Raw genomic sequence first — 13,698 nt, forward strand, 5'->3', positions numbered from 1 at the left:
TGGTGCCAGGGTCTTCGCTATGCGGCCAGGCGGGTGGCGGCGGCGGGAACCTTGCGGCGCGGTGCCAGGACACTGATGGTGCAGGGTGCCTGGAGCGGATCGATCCTGGTGGGCAGATGTCGGGTTTCCGACGCGGTCCGGAGCATCTCCAGTGCGGCTTCATCCACGAAGGCCTGCGAGATATCCAGTTCCAGGTCCAGCCCTTCCTTCAAGGAGTTGGCCCGTTTAGCTACTACGTAAAGGGCGTTGACGCTGTGGACGGTGATATGCCCCTTTGCAGTCACCTTCGCACGTGCGTGGTCGAGATCAACACGGACAACAATGTGGAGCTTAGAGTTCAAGATGTAAAGCCTTCCCCGGCATTGGCTGCGACGCTGCAGCTTTTTGCGTGGCCGTTTTCATCAGCCTCATACAGAGTAGGGGTTGAATGTGATCCACGCAACACTTTGACGAATTTATTACCGGCCGGGTTGATGCTGATCCTGTGACTGCTGGTCAGCCCACTGCTTCGGGAACCCTGCCGGCCAGGTCCGGAAGCCTACCTGTCAGCACCGCCACGGGAGCCGCTGACCAGCGCTGACGCTCGGGCTCGAAGGACACCACAACTGACGCATCGTTTTCGCGGGCCTCATCCATGGCAAGCAGCAGGGCGTCCTCCATGTGCCTGGCATACTCCAGCCGGTCACCAAGGGAGCCCTGCAGATCCGCATCGTCAATGAGCACATGGCCCTTGGCGTCCACGATGACCTTCAACGAATATCCCTGGTCCTCGTGGAGGGATCCGCGGGTGGAGGAAATTTCCGTGACTCTGTCTGCCCGGACCAGCCCGTTGCCGAGCGTGCGGATCCACACTTCACCCATTGCATTGACCTCCCCTTGGCTAGGGGCACGGAACAGCACCCCTAAGGCGAAATCTACTCCTCCGCAGGGCGTTTGTGACCCCCGAATTTATTGCCTGGCTAAGGCGGGTCAGCGCTGCGGGCACCCGGCCCCGCGGGACTTTCGGCACTTCCGGGCCAGGGCGGCCCGGCGCGACGCTGATGGCATGGCTTCGACCAGCCGCAGCGGCGGCGTTGGCTCCGTCCTCGTCAATGCTGTCCTGCTGTGGGCCATCAATGTGTGGCCAGGCTGGAGCACGGTCCCGTTCCTGGCTCCGGACATGACGCGCGTCCTCGACGCCCTCAATGCCGCCCTCATTGCCGGCATCATCGTGAACCTGGCCTTCGTGGTGGTCCGGTCGAGGGGCCTGCAGGCCCTCGGAAACCTGGTGGCACTCGGCTTCGGAATGGCGGCACTGCTCCGGCTCTGGGATGTTTTCCCGTTCGACTTCGGCGATGGCTGGTCCGGGTGGCCCGTGGTGGTGCGGGTGTTCCTTGCGCTGGGAATGGTGGGCTCGGTTATCGGTGCCGTGGTGGAGGTGGTGGCCTTGATCCGGGCACTGGCAGGGCTGGCACCGCGGACCCGGCAGTAGCTTCTGTTGCGCGGGGCGACGTTGCGCGCCCGGGTGAAGGAGGGTGCAGCCCTAGGATAAATCTGATGACTTCCCCCGGTGGCTCCCAGCCCTTCAACCTGCGCAGCATTGCGGTGGCCGCCTTTGGACCCACCCTGCTGTTTGGCCTGGGGCAGGGGGCCATCCTTCCCGTGGTGGCCCTGACCGCCCGCGACCTGGGCGCCACAGTCGCCGTGGCGGCCCTCATTGTCACCCTGATGGGACTCGGATCCTGGTTCTTCAACCTGCCGGCCTCGCTCGTCACGCTGAAGTTCGGTGAGCGCTGGTCCATCGTGGGCGCGTCCGTCGCCGCCGGCCTGGCTCTCGCCGCTGCCGGGTTGTCCTCCCTTGCCCCCAACGGCCTGGTGCTGCTCGCCGTGGCCATGACCGTCGTCGGGATGTCCGGAAGCGTCTTTGGCCTGGCACGGCAGAAGTACCTCACCGAGGCGGTGCCGGTGGAATTCCGGGCCCGCGCGCTGTCCACGCTGGGCGGAGTAAACAGGATCGGCGTGTTCATCGGGCCGTTCCTGGGTGCTGGGGTGATGCAGTTTGGCGGCATCAACGGCGCCTACTGGGTGGGTGTGGTGGCCATGGCGGCGGCCGCGCTGCTGTCCCTCACCATCCCGGACCTGGCCGCCCCGAACGCGTCCGACGGCGGCACGCCGGGCCCGCAGCCCACGCTCCGGAGCGTCGCGGTGTCCCATGCCGGGGTCTTCCTCTCCGTGGGCATCGGCATTCTCCTGCTGTCCGCCCTCCGCTCCTCGCGGCAGGTGGTGATCCCGCTGTGGGCCGACCACCTGGGCATGGACGCCACGTCCGCTTCACTCATTTACGGCCTGTCCGGGGCGATCGACATGCTGGTGTTTTATCCCGCCGGCAAGCTCATGGACCGCAAGGGCCGGCAGTTCGTGGCCGTACCGTCCACCCTGCTGATGGGTGCGGCGCTGGTGCTGATCCCGCTGACAGGCTCGTTCACCGGGCTGCTGCTGGCCTCGTTGCTGATCGGGTTCGGCAACGGCATCAGCTCCGGGCTGGTGATGACGCTGGGGGCCGATTTCTCGCCGGACCGCGGACGCGGCCAGTTCCTTGGGCTCTGGCGGTTCATGGCCGACGCCGGCTCCACGGGCGGGCCGTTGCTGCTTTCCGGGGTGACCGCCGTGGCATCCCTGGGCGCGGGGATCTCAGCCACCGGCATCCTGGGGTTCGCGGCGGCGGCCGTGTCCGCCGTCGTTATTCCCCGCCTGAACCACCGCCGCAACTACTGACTTGCTCCATCACTTGGAGTCCCCAAAACCGGGTTTTGGGGACTCCAAGTGATAGGGCAACGGGCTGTGGTGGGTGGACACTGTACGCATGAACACTCCCCGGAGCATCCAGCGGGACTGCGTCATCGCCGGGGGAGGGCCCGCCGGAATGGTGCTCGGCTACCTCCTCGCGCGGGCTGGCCTGCAGGTCACGGTCCTGGAAAAGCACGCCGACTTCCTCCGTGATTTCCGCGGCGACACCATCCACCCGTCCACCATTACGCTCCTGCGCGAACTGGGCCTGCTGGAGCGGTTCCTGGACCTGCCGCTGACCCGCATCACCACCATGGACGCGGTGTTCGACGGGGAGCGTTTCACGATCGCGGACTTTGGCACCCTGCCGGCGCCGGACAACTTCCTGGTGTTCGCCCCGCAATGGGATTTCCTGAACTTCCTGGCGGCCGAGGCCTCGGCGCTGCCGGGGTTCGAGCTCCGGATGAGCACACGGGCAGATGAAGTACTTCACGACGGCGGCCGCGTGGCCGGGGTGCGGGCCACGGATGCTGACGGCGCGCTGGAAGTCCGCGCGCCCCTGACCGTGGCGGCCGACGGGCGCGGATCGTCGCTCCGGAACGACGCCGGGCTTTACCCAACCGGCTCGGGCGTGCCCATCGACGTGCTGTGGTTCCACCTGCCCAAGCCCCTCGACCCGCTTCCGCCAACGCTCGGCTACGTTTCCGGCAAAGGGATGGTGCTGACCCTGGACCGGGGCAGCTACTACCAATCCGGCATGATCATCCGCAAGGACAGCTTCGAAAGCATCAAAGCCGAAGGGCTTGCGGCGTTCCGTGCCCGCATCGGTGCCGCAGCTTCCCACCTTGCCGTCCCGGCGGAAAGCATCGTGGGTTGGGAGCAGATCAAACTCCTGTCCGTGAAGATCAACCGGCTGGAGACGTGGCACCGGCCCGGATTCATCGCCATTGGGGACGCGGCCCACGCGATGTCGCCCATGTTCGGCGTCGGCGTCAATTACGCCATCCAGGATGCCGTGGCACTCGCCAACGCCGTCGCCCCCGGGCTGGCCCGCGGCGAGGTGCGCGACGAAACGCTGGCAGCGGTGCAGAACCGCCGGGAGGTACCCGTCCGGAAGATGCAGCGCATTCAACGCCTGGGCCACCGCGCCATCGCACGGCGTCCCGGCCGGCGCGCCTTCGTTCCCCGGCCGGCCAAGTGGGTTCTGCGTGCCTTCGGCCCGCGGATACGCCGGAGGGCAGCCCGGTTCATCGGCATCGGATTCCGCCCAGAACACCCACGGTTTTTCTGACCCGACGGGGGAGTTTGGCCGGCGGCGTTGGTGGGTACCCGCCGGACCGCGGTTATCCTCGACACATGGGTGAAACGGGGACTCGGGTTCGGACCAGTCCACTGCAGAAAGCGCTGTGGTGGGTGCAGGACTATGTGTACGCGGCCATGTGCCAGGTGGAGGGCGTGCTGTCCCGGGTGCAGCCCGGGTCCTTCCACCAGGGCACACGGAACCCCGTGGTGATCATCCCCGGGGTGTACGAAAACTGGCAGTTCATGCTGCCCCTGATCCAGCGGATCCACGACGCCGGCCACCCCGTCCACGTGGTCACTGTCCTGCAGCGGAACAAGCTCGAGATTCCGGCGGCGGCCCGGCTGGTGGCCCAGCACATCGAGGAGGCAGGGCTGCGTGATGCCGCCATCGTGGCGCACAGCAAAGGCGGGCTGATTGGCAAGTACGCGATGCTGATGATGGACCCGGAGCACCGGATCAGCAAAATGATCACGGTGTGCACCCCCTTTTCCGGCTCCAGCTACGCCAGGTACATGCTGCTGCCGAGCCTGCGGATGTTCTCGCCACGGAACGCCCTGACCCTGGAGCTGGCCCGCGAAGAAACCATCAACAGCAGGATCACCTCCATCTACGGCCCGTTCGATCCACACATCCCCGAGGGGAGCGTCCTGCCGGGCGCCACCAATATCGCGCTGCCTACGGCCGGGCACTTCCGGATCCTGGGCGACCCGGAGACCGCCCGGATCATTGCGGAGCAGCTGGCCCTCCCGGCCGCGGGCTCCGCGCTGTAAGCCGGCTGTGCGGCCTGCAGGTGGGTAAAAGCCCTGTTCAGGCCGTGGTTTAACTTTCAAATAACTTGAGCATTCTTTGTCCCTTTGCCCCCTTAGTTCCTGAGTTTGGCTGTGCATTGTTGTTCCCAGCAAGACAACTTCCACCAAAGTAAGCAAAGTCTGAGGGGACACATCATGAAGAACAGCACTCTGATCAAGGGATCCGCAGCCATCGCCGTAGGCGCAGCACTGTTGCTGGGCGGCGGCGGATCGCTGGCCAACTGGAACGCCGAGGCAACCGCGGCTCCCGGCACCATCGTCGCCGGCGACCTGAACGTCACAGCTGCCGCCGGCGTCTGGACCGACCGCACCGGCGCAACTATCAACGTCAACTCCTACAAGGTGGTTCCGGGTGACAAGCTCACCTACACCCAGACCCTGACGGTGGCACTGACTGGCGACAAGATGGCCGCCAACGTGGTGCTCGCGAACGTTCCGGCCAACACCTTCACCGCTGACAACGTCGCCATCTCCCCGTTGAAGCTCACCAACACCGCAGGTGATGTCACGTCGAGCACCGTTCTGAAGCCTGTCAACGGGAGCGCCACGCAGACCGTCACGGCATCGACTGTTTTCGAATTCAAGAGCACCACGACCGGCCGCAGCGATGTTGCCAAGAACTACGACCTCGGCAATGTGAGCTACACGCTGACCCAGCTGACCCAGACTGGTCTTTCCTAACCTGACGCGGCCGGGTGGCCCTTGGGCCGCCCGGCCAGCAGAATAAGGAAACCGACCAGGAGGAGACCACGATGCGCATCAAGCGCTCACTGCAGGCGGCGGCCCTGGTCGCCGCAGCAGTGCTCCTGGGCCTCCTCACCGTACAGGGCAGCTACGCTCTCTGGAACGCGACCACGTCAGCAGCTCCCGGGACCGTCAGTGCGGCTTCGTTCGATATGGCAATGACTACCGTCAACACAGGCCAAACCACCAACATGACGCTGGCCAACGGAACGGCAGCAACCCTGACGCTGTCTCCGGCAGGCACGCTGGGGCCGGGAACCCCGGTTTACGGCGGGGTGCAGGTCACCAACAACACCAACGCCGGTGGCCAGTTCAACACCGTCATCACAGCGGGCCAGCCAACCATTGCCAATGTCAGCGGCGGGACCCTGGCCAGCTACATCAGTGTTACCGCGAAGCTGGCCACCTCCACCGCAGAATGCAGCAACGGCACCGGGTTTACGGCGATCGGCACCGGCGGGCTCGCGTCGCCCACTGTGGCTAAGAACGGTTTCACCATCTTTTGTTTCCAGGCCAGCCTCAGCTCGGCGGCCCCCGCATCCGTGAAAGGACAAGCAGTGAACATCACCCTTCCGCTCACCGCCCGTCAGTGCGGGGTGTCCGGTGGCTGCTGACCTGACCGCCGGGCCGGCCTTCCCGGCCCGCGCATCGCGCAAGAAGTTTCGCTCCGCCAAGCCGTCGCCGTCGGCCGCTGACGAAAGCCGCCGCAAGGGCACCGGGGCGTGGGCCGCCGTCGGACGCATCCTGAGCATGTCCGCCATGCTCGTGGCGCTGTTCGCGGCCGTGGTCCTGATCGTGATTCCGGTGGCAACCGGCTCGCAGTCCTACACCATCCTGACCAAGTCCATGGTGCAGAAGTTCCCGCCGGGCACCTTCATGGTGATGAAGCCAGTGGCGTTCGACGAACTGAAGTACGGCGACGTCATCACCTTCCAGATGTATTCCGGCCGGCCGGACGTGGACACGCACCGGATTGTCGGTTTCGGGTCCACCCAGTCGGGCGAGAAAACTCTGATCACCAAGGGTGACAACAACGGCGCCAACGATCCTGAGCCCGTCCGGGCCATCCAGGTCAAGGGCAAGCTGTTCTACGCAGTTCCGTACGTGGGCTTCGTGGCAAACGCCCTGGGCAACGCGGACCGGGACACCTGGACCGTCCTGGCCGCCGTCGGCCTCATCGGCTACGGCGCCATCACGGTCTACAAATCAGTCCGCAAGCCCCGCGGCAGCAAGGACCCGGCCGGAGCCGTGGCCTAGATGCGCACGTTCCGGAACCTGCCAGGAGCCGCGGTGGCCGTCGGTGCCTTCGTGCTGACAGTCATTCTGGGGATCGGTGGAACTGCGGCGTCGGCCCTGTGGCAGCAAAGCGCGACAGCCGCCATGACTGTCGCAGCTGCTGGTTCCTGGGCTGGGCCCGCGTTCACATTGTCGTGTGCCGACCCGTCGAAGAAATCCGTGGAACTAACGGTGGCGCCGAGTACCACCCTCTCGTCGAATCAGCTGCCGGCGACGCTCTCTGTCTCTGCGGTCAACTCCTCGGCAAGCTATTCGGATTGGCAGATTACGGCGCCCAACACGAGCGGCAAGATCACTCTCACCACAGGGCACCCCCTCGTGAGCAGCCAGAGCACTGGGCTGATCGACATCGAAGTGACCGTCACCTACAAGGACAATTCGTCGGCCTCGGTCCTCCGGTCTATCCGCAAGGGAAACGGCAACAGCGAGGTCACCTGTTCTTAGGAATTGGCCACCAAAAGTTCGCCAGCTCGGCGGAAGCAGGCGCCGCCACCACCCCCCCCGAGGGCGGCGCCAGCTTCTGCCGAGCTGGTTTGGTTTAAGGGCTGGAAGATCCGCCGGTAGCAGGGAACCCCAGGGCGCGCCCGAGGATCCCAGGGCCGTGACACGCCGGGCGTGGCCGGCCGGATTCCCTGGATTGCCCTGCGGTTCACCCAAGGCAAGGCGCCGGCGGGGCAACAAGCCGTTAAAAGCGAAGAGCCGCTGCCCGGGCGGGAACGGCTCATGATGACTGGGAAGTGGGTTCCTGGCGGCGCCCACTTCAAGACGCCGCCAGGAGAATTGGGGCGTCTCCAGCAGGAGCCGCGATGCCGGGTCCCAGCAACCCGGTAAGAGCTACTATCCGGTAGCCGGATCAAGGTACGGCCGGATCTGCCGCAAGGAACACTCAACTTCGCGTCATGATTTGAACCATTCCGCGCCCAAAAGCGTCTCACCAAGGGCAGGAAGGCCCTACCGTCCTGCGTGGGCCGGGATATTTTGGGAGCGAAGGGTCCGTGGTTTCCCCGTGATCACGGAAGGGATGGTGCTGGTGGAACTTTTCAGTGACAAGCCTGCCCTGGCCGCTGCCGCCCTGACCCGGTTGGCGGCCGCGGACCTCGAAAGCGGCGGGAAGCCTCCCGGACGGATGCAGGTGTTCCTGGGCGATCTGGTGATGAGGAACGGCCCGGACATCCTTGAACGGGTGGCCATTGAGCTTGCTCGGCAACACCTGGCGTCCCTCGAGGAACTCGCGCTGGCCACCGGCCGGCCCGCGGCCCGGTACCTGGATTCGATTGAGCTCGCGGCGGCCATGGATGAGGAGCCCGACGGCGGGCAGTCCGGCTTGGGCATCCCGCCGCACCTTGACGAGGAGTAGGGGAGCGGCAGCGGGCCGGGCGTCAGCGGCGCCGCGCCGCGAAGGCGAACAGCGATGTGGTGGCCACGGTGGCCAGGTAGCCGGCGATCACGATCAGCGAGATCCCGGCCCAGAAGTAGTTGGTGGTGCTGGTTTCCTGCCAGGGGCTCGGCGCAATCCGGATCAGCGAATAGGCCGCAACGGCCGCGGAGGCAAGGCCCAGCAGCACGGGAAGTACCAGCCAGATCCTGGCCGAGCCGATGTGCCGGTTGAAGCCCTCCCACGCGATCCAGGTTCCGCGCCGCAGGATCAGCCACCCGGCCGGAATCATGAATGCCCCCACCAGCAGGAACGCGGCCACAACATCGGCCGGGCGGTGCCACTGGTTGATCAGGGTGGACACCCCGGAGGCGATGGCGAACGTGCCGCCCACGAACCCTGCCATGGGCCGCCAACGGGGCGAGGCCATCAGGAACACGGCCGCCGCAGCCGAGGCCGCCAGGGTGGTGTGGCCGGACGGCAGCGAGTTCAGCTCCAGGGTCACCACACCCTTGTCCGGCCGGGCCGGGAGCAGGTCCTTAAGCACCTGCGTGGCCACGTTCGCGCCGATGCAGGCCGCCACGGCGATCCCGGCTTCGGTCCAGTGCTTCCTGATCACGGTGACGAACAGGATCACGACGGCGGCCATCACCAGGGAGATGGTGGGCAGCAGGTCCAGGAACCGGGTGGTTGCCTTGCCGGCCGGGCCGTGGATGTCCACCGCTTCCACCAGTGCGGACTCATCGATGAACTGCCCCGTGGTGGTTTGCACGAAGTAGTAGTACGTGGCCACGAGCCCGGCAACGCAGGCCAGGGTGGCCAGCACGAACAGGAAACCCGAGCCCGGTGCGGGCCGGGCAGGCGTCCTGGGGTGCGTTTGCCGTGAGGAAGTCATCGCCGTTAAGGGTGTCATAGAAAGCTGGGAGGCCTCTCCGCGTGTGCTGGGCGCGCCGTCGGTGTTCGCTACTCGGGCGGGCTGGTTGGGGGCAGCCGGGGAATGCTGGCCGCTGCCACCACCAGCGCAAGGGCGCCCAGTCCGAACGGCAGGGCCGTCAGAGTAGCCACGCCGCCCACCAGGAGCGGTCCGCCGGCGTCGCCGAGTTCCCTGCCGAGCTCGGCGGATCCCATGGTGCGGCCCATCCGTTCCGGCGGGGTGCTGTCCGCGAGGTGCGCGAAGCCCAGGGGAGTGGCGGCGCCGATGCCCACTCCGATCGCCGCCGCCGCGACGAAGATGGTGACCGCCGCGGGGGCGGCCGCCAGCAGTGCGACGCCGGCGGCAATCAGGAGGAGCCCCGCCGTCGTGCCCCTGTTGTCCGTGACCCGGCCCTGGTCCCGCAGCCTGCCCATCCACGGCTGGGTCAGTACCGAGCCGAGCGCCAGGACGCTGACGGCGGCGGTACCGGCGAAGGCGTCCATGCCGTGTCGGGTAGCCAGTGCGGGAAGGAAGCCGATGGCCGCCCCGAGCGCGCCGGTGGAGGCGGCGAGGACCAGCGTGGGAACCCAGAACCTGCGCTCGCCCACCTGCCGGGCCAGGTCCATGACCGTGTAGCGCTGGCGGGGGAGCGGCTCGAGGTGCGGTACCGCTGCCAGCACCCACACGGCAGTGGCCGCTGCCAGCACGGCCAGGGCGCCGAACAGCAGGGCGAAGCCGCCGGCCAGGATCAGCCCGGCGCCCAGCAGCGGACCGATGATGTAGCCAAGGCTCTTCCAGGAGCCGTATTTGCCAAAGTAGGCGCCCGCCTTTCCACCGCGGGCGAGCCTCGCCACCATGGCGGACGACGCCGGCGAGAAGGCTGAGGCGGCGGCGCCCTGTCCCAGCCGGGCCAGGGCGAGCATGAGCGGGTCCGCTGCCCACAGCCCGATGAGCGACAGGGCGGCGAAGGCCAGGAGCCCGCCCACGATGACCGGTTTGGGCCCCACCCGGTCGCTGAGGGCGCCGAACACGGGTTTGAGGAAGACCTCGGCGACGTCGTACAGGGCCAGCAGGATGCCGAGGTTCAGCAGCGTCAGGCCGATGTTCCCGCTTTGCGCGCCCAGGCCGGCCGCGATGCTGTGGGCACCGAAGGCCGTCACAAACCCTGCGGCGTACAGCGGGGCCGTGGCGGTGCGGGTGGCTACCCGGTGGCGGGAAGGGGTTCCGGACTCAGTCACACGATGGACTGTAACAACTGTTGGATCTCCTGGCGCGCATCCCCGTGTCAGGCGAGGTCGGCCACGATTTCCCCGATGATCTCGAACTGTTCGCGGACGCCGCCTTCCATGCCGGACTGCGCAATCATGTCCCGGACTTCCCTGCTGCCCGCATGGGTGCGGATGCTGACCCTGGTGGCGGCGCCGTCGTCGGCCGGTTCGAAGGTGACCGTGTTGACCACCGCGCCCTCTTCGCCGTCCTGTGCCATGCCCGGGAACTCCATCACTTCCGTGTGCACGATCCGCCGGTCCGGCTCGATCTCGCGGTAGGTGCCGTGGAAGGCCACCTCCGCTTCGCCGTGCGCCAGCATGGCGTACCGCCATTTCCCGCCCACCCGGAAGTCCATCTCCGCCACTGTCATCTCGCCGCGCCGTCCCGGCCACCAGCGCCGGACGAGCTCCGGTGTGGTCCAGGCCTTGAAGACGAGGTGCGGTGGGGCGTCCACCGTCCGGGTGATGAGGATTTCCTCGTCGCTGGGGAAGGTCACGTCCATGGTCCTGCTGCCTGCCTGTGCCATTTGTCCTGCTCCTTAGTGTCCGCTTTCCTGATCCCGGATGTCTTCCAGTACGCCGTCGAGGAGGTCGAAGCGGTCCGCCCAAAGGTCCGCGTAGCCGGAGACCCAGTCGTGGATGGGCTTCAGCGCCTGCGGCTGGAGCCGGTAGACCCGTTGCCGCCCGGCGTCGCGGACTTCCACGGCGCCCACTTCCCGCAAGACCCGCAGGTGCCGGGATACGTGCGGTTGCGCCAGCTCCAGCAGTTCCACCAGTTCGCTGACGGTCCGCTCGCCGCCGGCCAGGACGTCCAGGATTTCCCGACGGCGGGGCTCGGCCACGGCGTTGAACGCATCTGCGGTTGTCGCTGCCCGTGCCATGGCCTCATCGTATACCCATATGGATATGTAAAGAAAGGGCTGTTGGCGTGCCGGTCCCGAAGGTCTACCCTTCGTGCAAGGGGTCCGGTGCGGGCCCCGCGGTGGCTCCTGAAGGAGGCAAAGCCGTGACGATCGTCGACAATGCCGTCTACGTGAACGGGATGCGGACAGCGGACCCGGAAAGCCTGGACGAAACCTACTTTGCGCTGAGGCAGCGCGAGGGAATGGCCTGGATCGGCCTGTACCGCCCGGACGCCGAGGAACTGCAATCGGTAGGGGAGGAATTCGACCTGAACCCGCTCGCCGTCGAGGACGCCCTCGCAGGCCACCAGCGGGCCAAGCTGGAACACTACGGCGAATGCCTGTTCCTGGTGCTGCGGCCGGCCCGGTACCGCGATGACGTGGAGAAGGTGGACTTCGGCGAGATCCACGTCTTTGCCGGTGACGAGTACGTGGTGACCGTCCGGCACGCAGAGTCACCGGACCTGGCCAAGGTCCGGCGGCGCATGGAATCGATGCCGGAGTTCCTGGCCCTCGGCCCCGAGGCTGTCCTGTACGGGATCCTGGACCAGGTGGTGGACGAGTACGAGCCCGTGGCCGCCGGCCTGGAAAACGACATCGACGAAATCGAGGACGACCTCTTCGGCGCCGACCCCGAGGTCTCCCGGCGCATCTACGAACTCTCCCGGCAGGTCATCACGTTCCAGCGCGCCACCAGCCCGCTGGCCGGGATCCTGCAGGCCCTGATGGCCGGAACCCCGGAACGCCCCGCTGATGCCGACCTCCAGGACCACCTCCGCGATGTGCTGGACCACGTCCTGCGGCTCAACGAACGCGTGGCGTCCTTCCGGGCACTGCTCCAGAACGCGCTCGCGGTCAACGCGGCCCTGGTGGCGCAGCGGCAGAACGAGGAGATGCAGCGGATGACCGAATCCAGCTTTGAGCAGAACGAACAGGTCAAGCGCATCTCGTCCTGGGCCGCCATCCTGTTCGCCCCCACCCTCGTGGCGTCCATTTACGGCATGAACTTCACTGCGATGCCCGAGCTGACCTGGACCTACGGCTACCCCTATGCCATCGGCCTGATGCTGGCTATGGGATTGGGGCTGTACGTCACCTTCAAGCACAACAAGTGGATCTAGGTTTCTCCACATTGGCCTTCTGCTGCCGCGGCGGCCGCGCGGCCCGCCGGTACAGTGAATCCCATGCCTGCCCCCGACGCACAGATCCCCCCACTGGACGAACTGCTGGCAGGGGCACACGTTGTCAGCCTGCCCATGCGGGTGAAGTTCCGCGGGATCATGGACCGGGAATCGCTGCTGATCCAGGGCCCTGCCGGTTGGGGCGAATTCTGCCCGTTCCCGGAGTATGGCGATGCCGAGGCTTCGCGGTGGCTGGCCGCCGCCATCGAGGCCGCCTGGCAGGGGTTTCCCCAGCCGCTGCGCACGGCCATACCCGTCAACGCCACGGTGCCTGCCGTGGAAGCCTCCAGGGTGCCGGAGGTCCTGGCACGTTTCGGCAGGGTGGATGCCGTCAAGGTCAAGGTGGCGGAGCGCGGCCAAACCCTGGATGACGACGCCGCCCGGGTGGAAGCCGTCCGGGCCGCCTTTCCGGATGCAGCCATCCGGGTTGACGCCAATGGCGGGTGGGACGTGCCCGCCGCGGTCAGGGCGCTGACCCGGCTGTCCGCCGTCGGCCTCGAATACGCCGAGCAGCCCGTCCCCGACATCGAGGGCCTGGCCGAGGTGCGTTCGCGGCTGCGGGCTGCGGGAACGCCGGTGCTGGTGGCCGCCGATGAAAGTGTCCGCAAGGAGGACGATCCCCTGAAAGTGGCACGGGCCGGCGCGGCCGACCTGATCGTGGTTAAGGTGGCGCCGCTCGGGGGAGTGCGGCGTGCGCTGGACATCGTGGCGCAGGCCGGGCTGCCCGCCGTCGTCAGCTCCGCGCTGGACACCTCCGTGGGGATCCGTGCCGGGCTGGCCCTTGCCGCGGCGCTCCCCGACCTGCCGTATGCGTGCGGGCTGGGGACGGTATCCCTGTTCGAATCCGACATCACCCGGGATCCGTTGACGGCCGACGACGGCGCCATCACCCTCCGCGAAGCCGCCGTCGATCCCGGGCTGCTGGAGCAGTTCGCGGCAGCGCCCGAACGCCGGGATTGGTGGCTGGCACGGCTCCGCCGCGTCCACGCCCTCCTGGCCGGGTAAGCCCGCCCGCCCTCCGGTCCCTTCCCTGTAACGCGCGCTCTTTTGTGGCGGCTCTCCCTGTGACGCGCGCTCTTTTGTGGCGGCTTTCCCGCAAACCCGTGTGCAAACTCCTGACGTTTCTGCAGGTCATGGGCGG

17 protein-coding genes are annotated in these 13,698 nt (G+C 67.0%); 11 read left to right on the forward strand and 6 right to left on the reverse strand.

Translation table 11 applies throughout. From position 1 onward, the window contains the following. Window positions 1-17: 17 nt before the first annotated feature. Window positions 18-341 carry a hypothetical protein gene (locus AC1DBN_RS07175; RefSeq protein ID WP_314214185.1) on the reverse strand — a complete coding sequence of 108 codons (324 nt, stop codon included), beginning with the start codon at window positions 339-341 and terminating at the stop codon, window positions 18-20. A 154-nt stretch (window positions 342-495) separates the two neighbouring features. Beyond that, the gene (locus AC1DBN_RS07180; RefSeq protein ID WP_091722332.1) at window positions 496-861 is read right to left on the reverse strand and encodes a hypothetical protein; all 366 of its coding nucleotides are present in this window, start codon (window positions 859-861) and stop codon (window positions 496-498) included. Window positions 862-1,045: 184 nt separating this feature from the next. Between AC1DBN_RS07180 and AC1DBN_RS07185 the strand changes: the two genes are divergently transcribed. The 9 genes from AC1DBN_RS07185 to AC1DBN_RS07225 all read left to right on the forward strand — a co-directional run bounded on the left by AC1DBN_RS07185 (window position 1,046) and on the right by AC1DBN_RS07225 (window position 8,275). Next, on the forward strand, window positions 1,046-1,471 hold the full coding sequence (locus tag AC1DBN_RS07185) for a hypothetical protein (RefSeq protein ID WP_314214182.1): 426 nt from the start codon (window positions 1,046-1,048) through the stop codon (window positions 1,469-1,471). 65 nt (window positions 1,472-1,536) lie between these two features. Next, on the forward strand, window positions 1,537-2,754 hold the full coding sequence (locus AC1DBN_RS07190) for an MFS transporter (protein WP_477722894.1): 1,218 nt from the start codon (window positions 1,537-1,539) through the stop codon (window positions 2,752-2,754). Window positions 2,755-2,842: 88 nt separating this feature from the next. Continuing rightward, complete coding sequence (locus tag AC1DBN_RS07195; RefSeq protein ID WP_314214178.1) at window positions 2,843-4,057, forward strand: FAD-dependent oxidoreductase; 1,215 nt, start codon at window positions 2,843-2,845, stop codon at window positions 4,055-4,057. Window positions 4,058-4,122: 65 nt separating this feature from the next. Next, window positions 4,123-4,839 carry an esterase/lipase family protein gene (locus AC1DBN_RS07200; protein ID WP_314214176.1) on the forward strand — a complete coding sequence of 239 codons (717 nt, stop codon included), beginning with the start codon at window positions 4,123-4,125 and terminating at the stop codon, window positions 4,837-4,839. Between the two features lie 174 nt (window positions 4,840-5,013). Beyond that, on the forward strand, window positions 5,014-5,559 hold the full coding sequence (locus tag AC1DBN_RS07205; RefSeq protein WP_314214174.1) for an alternate-type signal peptide domain-containing protein: 546 nt from the start codon (window positions 5,014-5,016) through the stop codon (window positions 5,557-5,559). A 71-nt stretch (window positions 5,560-5,630) separates the two neighbouring features. After that, the gene (locus AC1DBN_RS07210) at window positions 5,631-6,236 is read left to right on the forward strand and encodes a hypothetical protein (protein WP_314214173.1); all 606 of its coding nucleotides are present in this window, start codon (window positions 5,631-5,633) and stop codon (window positions 6,234-6,236) included. Beyond that, entirely contained in the window at window positions 6,226-6,879 is a 654-nt protein-coding gene (locus tag AC1DBN_RS07215) for a signal peptidase I (RefSeq protein WP_314214171.1), read from the forward strand. Before AC1DBN_RS07210 ends, AC1DBN_RS07215 begins: the two co-directional genes overlap by 11 nt. 33 nt (window positions 6,880-6,912) lie before the next feature. Then, complete coding sequence (locus tag AC1DBN_RS07220) at window positions 6,913-7,362, forward strand: hypothetical protein (protein ID WP_314214169.1); 450 nt, start codon at window positions 6,913-6,915, stop codon at window positions 7,360-7,362. 562 nt (window positions 7,363-7,924) lie between these two features. Then, complete coding sequence (locus AC1DBN_RS07225; protein WP_314214167.1) at window positions 7,925-8,275, forward strand: hypothetical protein; 351 nt, start codon at window positions 7,925-7,927, stop codon at window positions 8,273-8,275. Window positions 8,276-8,297: 22 nt separating this feature from the next. On the opposite strand, the gene AC1DBN_RS07230 is transcribed toward AC1DBN_RS07225, so the two are convergent. The 4 genes from AC1DBN_RS07230 to AC1DBN_RS07245 all read right to left on the reverse strand — a co-directional run bounded on the left by AC1DBN_RS07230 (window position 8,298) and on the right by AC1DBN_RS07245 (window position 11,355). After that, the gene (locus AC1DBN_RS07230) at window positions 8,298-9,188 is read right to left on the reverse strand and encodes a phosphatase PAP2 family protein (RefSeq protein WP_091722311.1); all 891 of its coding nucleotides are present in this window, start codon (window positions 9,186-9,188) and stop codon (window positions 8,298-8,300) included. A 68-nt stretch (window positions 9,189-9,256) separates the two neighbouring features. After that, entirely contained in the window at window positions 9,257-10,444 is a 1,188-nt protein-coding gene (locus tag AC1DBN_RS07235; RefSeq protein ID WP_314214164.1) for an MFS transporter, read from the reverse strand. A gap of 47 nt (window positions 10,445-10,491) precedes the next feature. After that, a complete protein-coding gene (locus tag AC1DBN_RS07240) occupies window positions 10,492-11,001 on the reverse strand; it encodes an SRPBCC family protein (RefSeq protein ID WP_091722309.1) in 510 nt (169 codons plus the stop codon). A gap of 12 nt (window positions 11,002-11,013) precedes the next feature. After that, the gene (locus tag AC1DBN_RS07245; protein WP_091722306.1) at window positions 11,014-11,355 is read right to left on the reverse strand and encodes an ArsR/SmtB family transcription factor; all 342 of its coding nucleotides are present in this window, start codon (window positions 11,353-11,355) and stop codon (window positions 11,014-11,016) included. Between the two features lie 125 nt (window positions 11,356-11,480). Here AC1DBN_RS07245 and AC1DBN_RS07250 point away from each other — a divergent pair, with 125 nt between their 5' ends. Beyond that, window positions 11,481-12,497, forward strand: coding sequence for a magnesium and cobalt transport protein CorA (locus AC1DBN_RS07250; RefSeq protein WP_091722304.1), 1,017 nt, complete (start codon window positions 11,481-11,483; stop codon window positions 12,495-12,497). Between the two features lie 63 nt (window positions 12,498-12,560). After that, entirely contained in the window at window positions 12,561-13,562 is a 1,002-nt protein-coding gene (locus tag AC1DBN_RS07255) for an o-succinylbenzoate synthase (protein ID WP_091722301.1), read from the forward strand. Window positions 13,563-13,698: the final 136 nt, after the last annotated feature.

Source organism: Pseudarthrobacter sp. 10T415, from assembly GCF_056394175.1.

Bases quoted from the DNA above. Each gene is read 5' to 3' on its own strand.
- AC1DBN_RS07180 (WP_091722332.1), bottom strand. From the start codon at position 861: ATGGGTGAAGTGTGGATCCGCACGCTCGGCAACGGGCTGGTCCGGGCA.
- AC1DBN_RS07185 (WP_314214182.1), top strand. From the start codon at position 1,046: ATGGCTTCGACCAGCCGCAGCGGCGGCGTTGGCTCCGTCCTCGTCAAT.
- AC1DBN_RS07190 (WP_477722894.1), top strand. From the start codon at position 1,537: ATGACTTCCCCCGGTGGCTCCCAGCCCTTCAACCTGCGCAGCATTGCG.
- AC1DBN_RS07195 (WP_314214178.1), top strand. From the start codon at position 2,843: ATGAACACTCCCCGGAGCATCCAGCGGGACTGCGTCATCGCCGGGGGA.
- AC1DBN_RS07200 (WP_314214176.1), top strand. From the start codon at position 4,123: ATGGGTGAAACGGGGACTCGGGTTCGGACCAGTCCACTGCAGAAAGCG.
- AC1DBN_RS07205 (WP_314214174.1), top strand. From the start codon at position 5,014: ATGAAGAACAGCACTCTGATCAAGGGATCCGCAGCCATCGCCGTAGGC.
- AC1DBN_RS07210 (WP_314214173.1), top strand. From the start codon at position 5,631: ATGCGCATCAAGCGCTCACTGCAGGCGGCGGCCCTGGTCGCCGCAGCA.
- AC1DBN_RS07230 (WP_091722311.1), bottom strand. From the start codon at position 9,188: ATGACTTCCTCACGGCAAACGCACCCCAGGACGCCTGCCCGGCCCGCA.
- AC1DBN_RS07240 (WP_091722309.1), bottom strand. From the start codon at position 11,001: ATGGCACAGGCAGGCAGCAGGACCATGGACGTGACCTTCCCCAGCGAC.
- AC1DBN_RS07245 (WP_091722306.1), bottom strand. From the start codon at position 11,355: ATGGCACGGGCAGCGACAACCGCAGATGCGTTCAACGCCGTGGCCGAG.
- AC1DBN_RS07255 (WP_091722301.1), top strand. From the start codon at position 12,561: ATGCCTGCCCCCGACGCACAGATCCCCCCACTGGACGAACTGCTGGCA.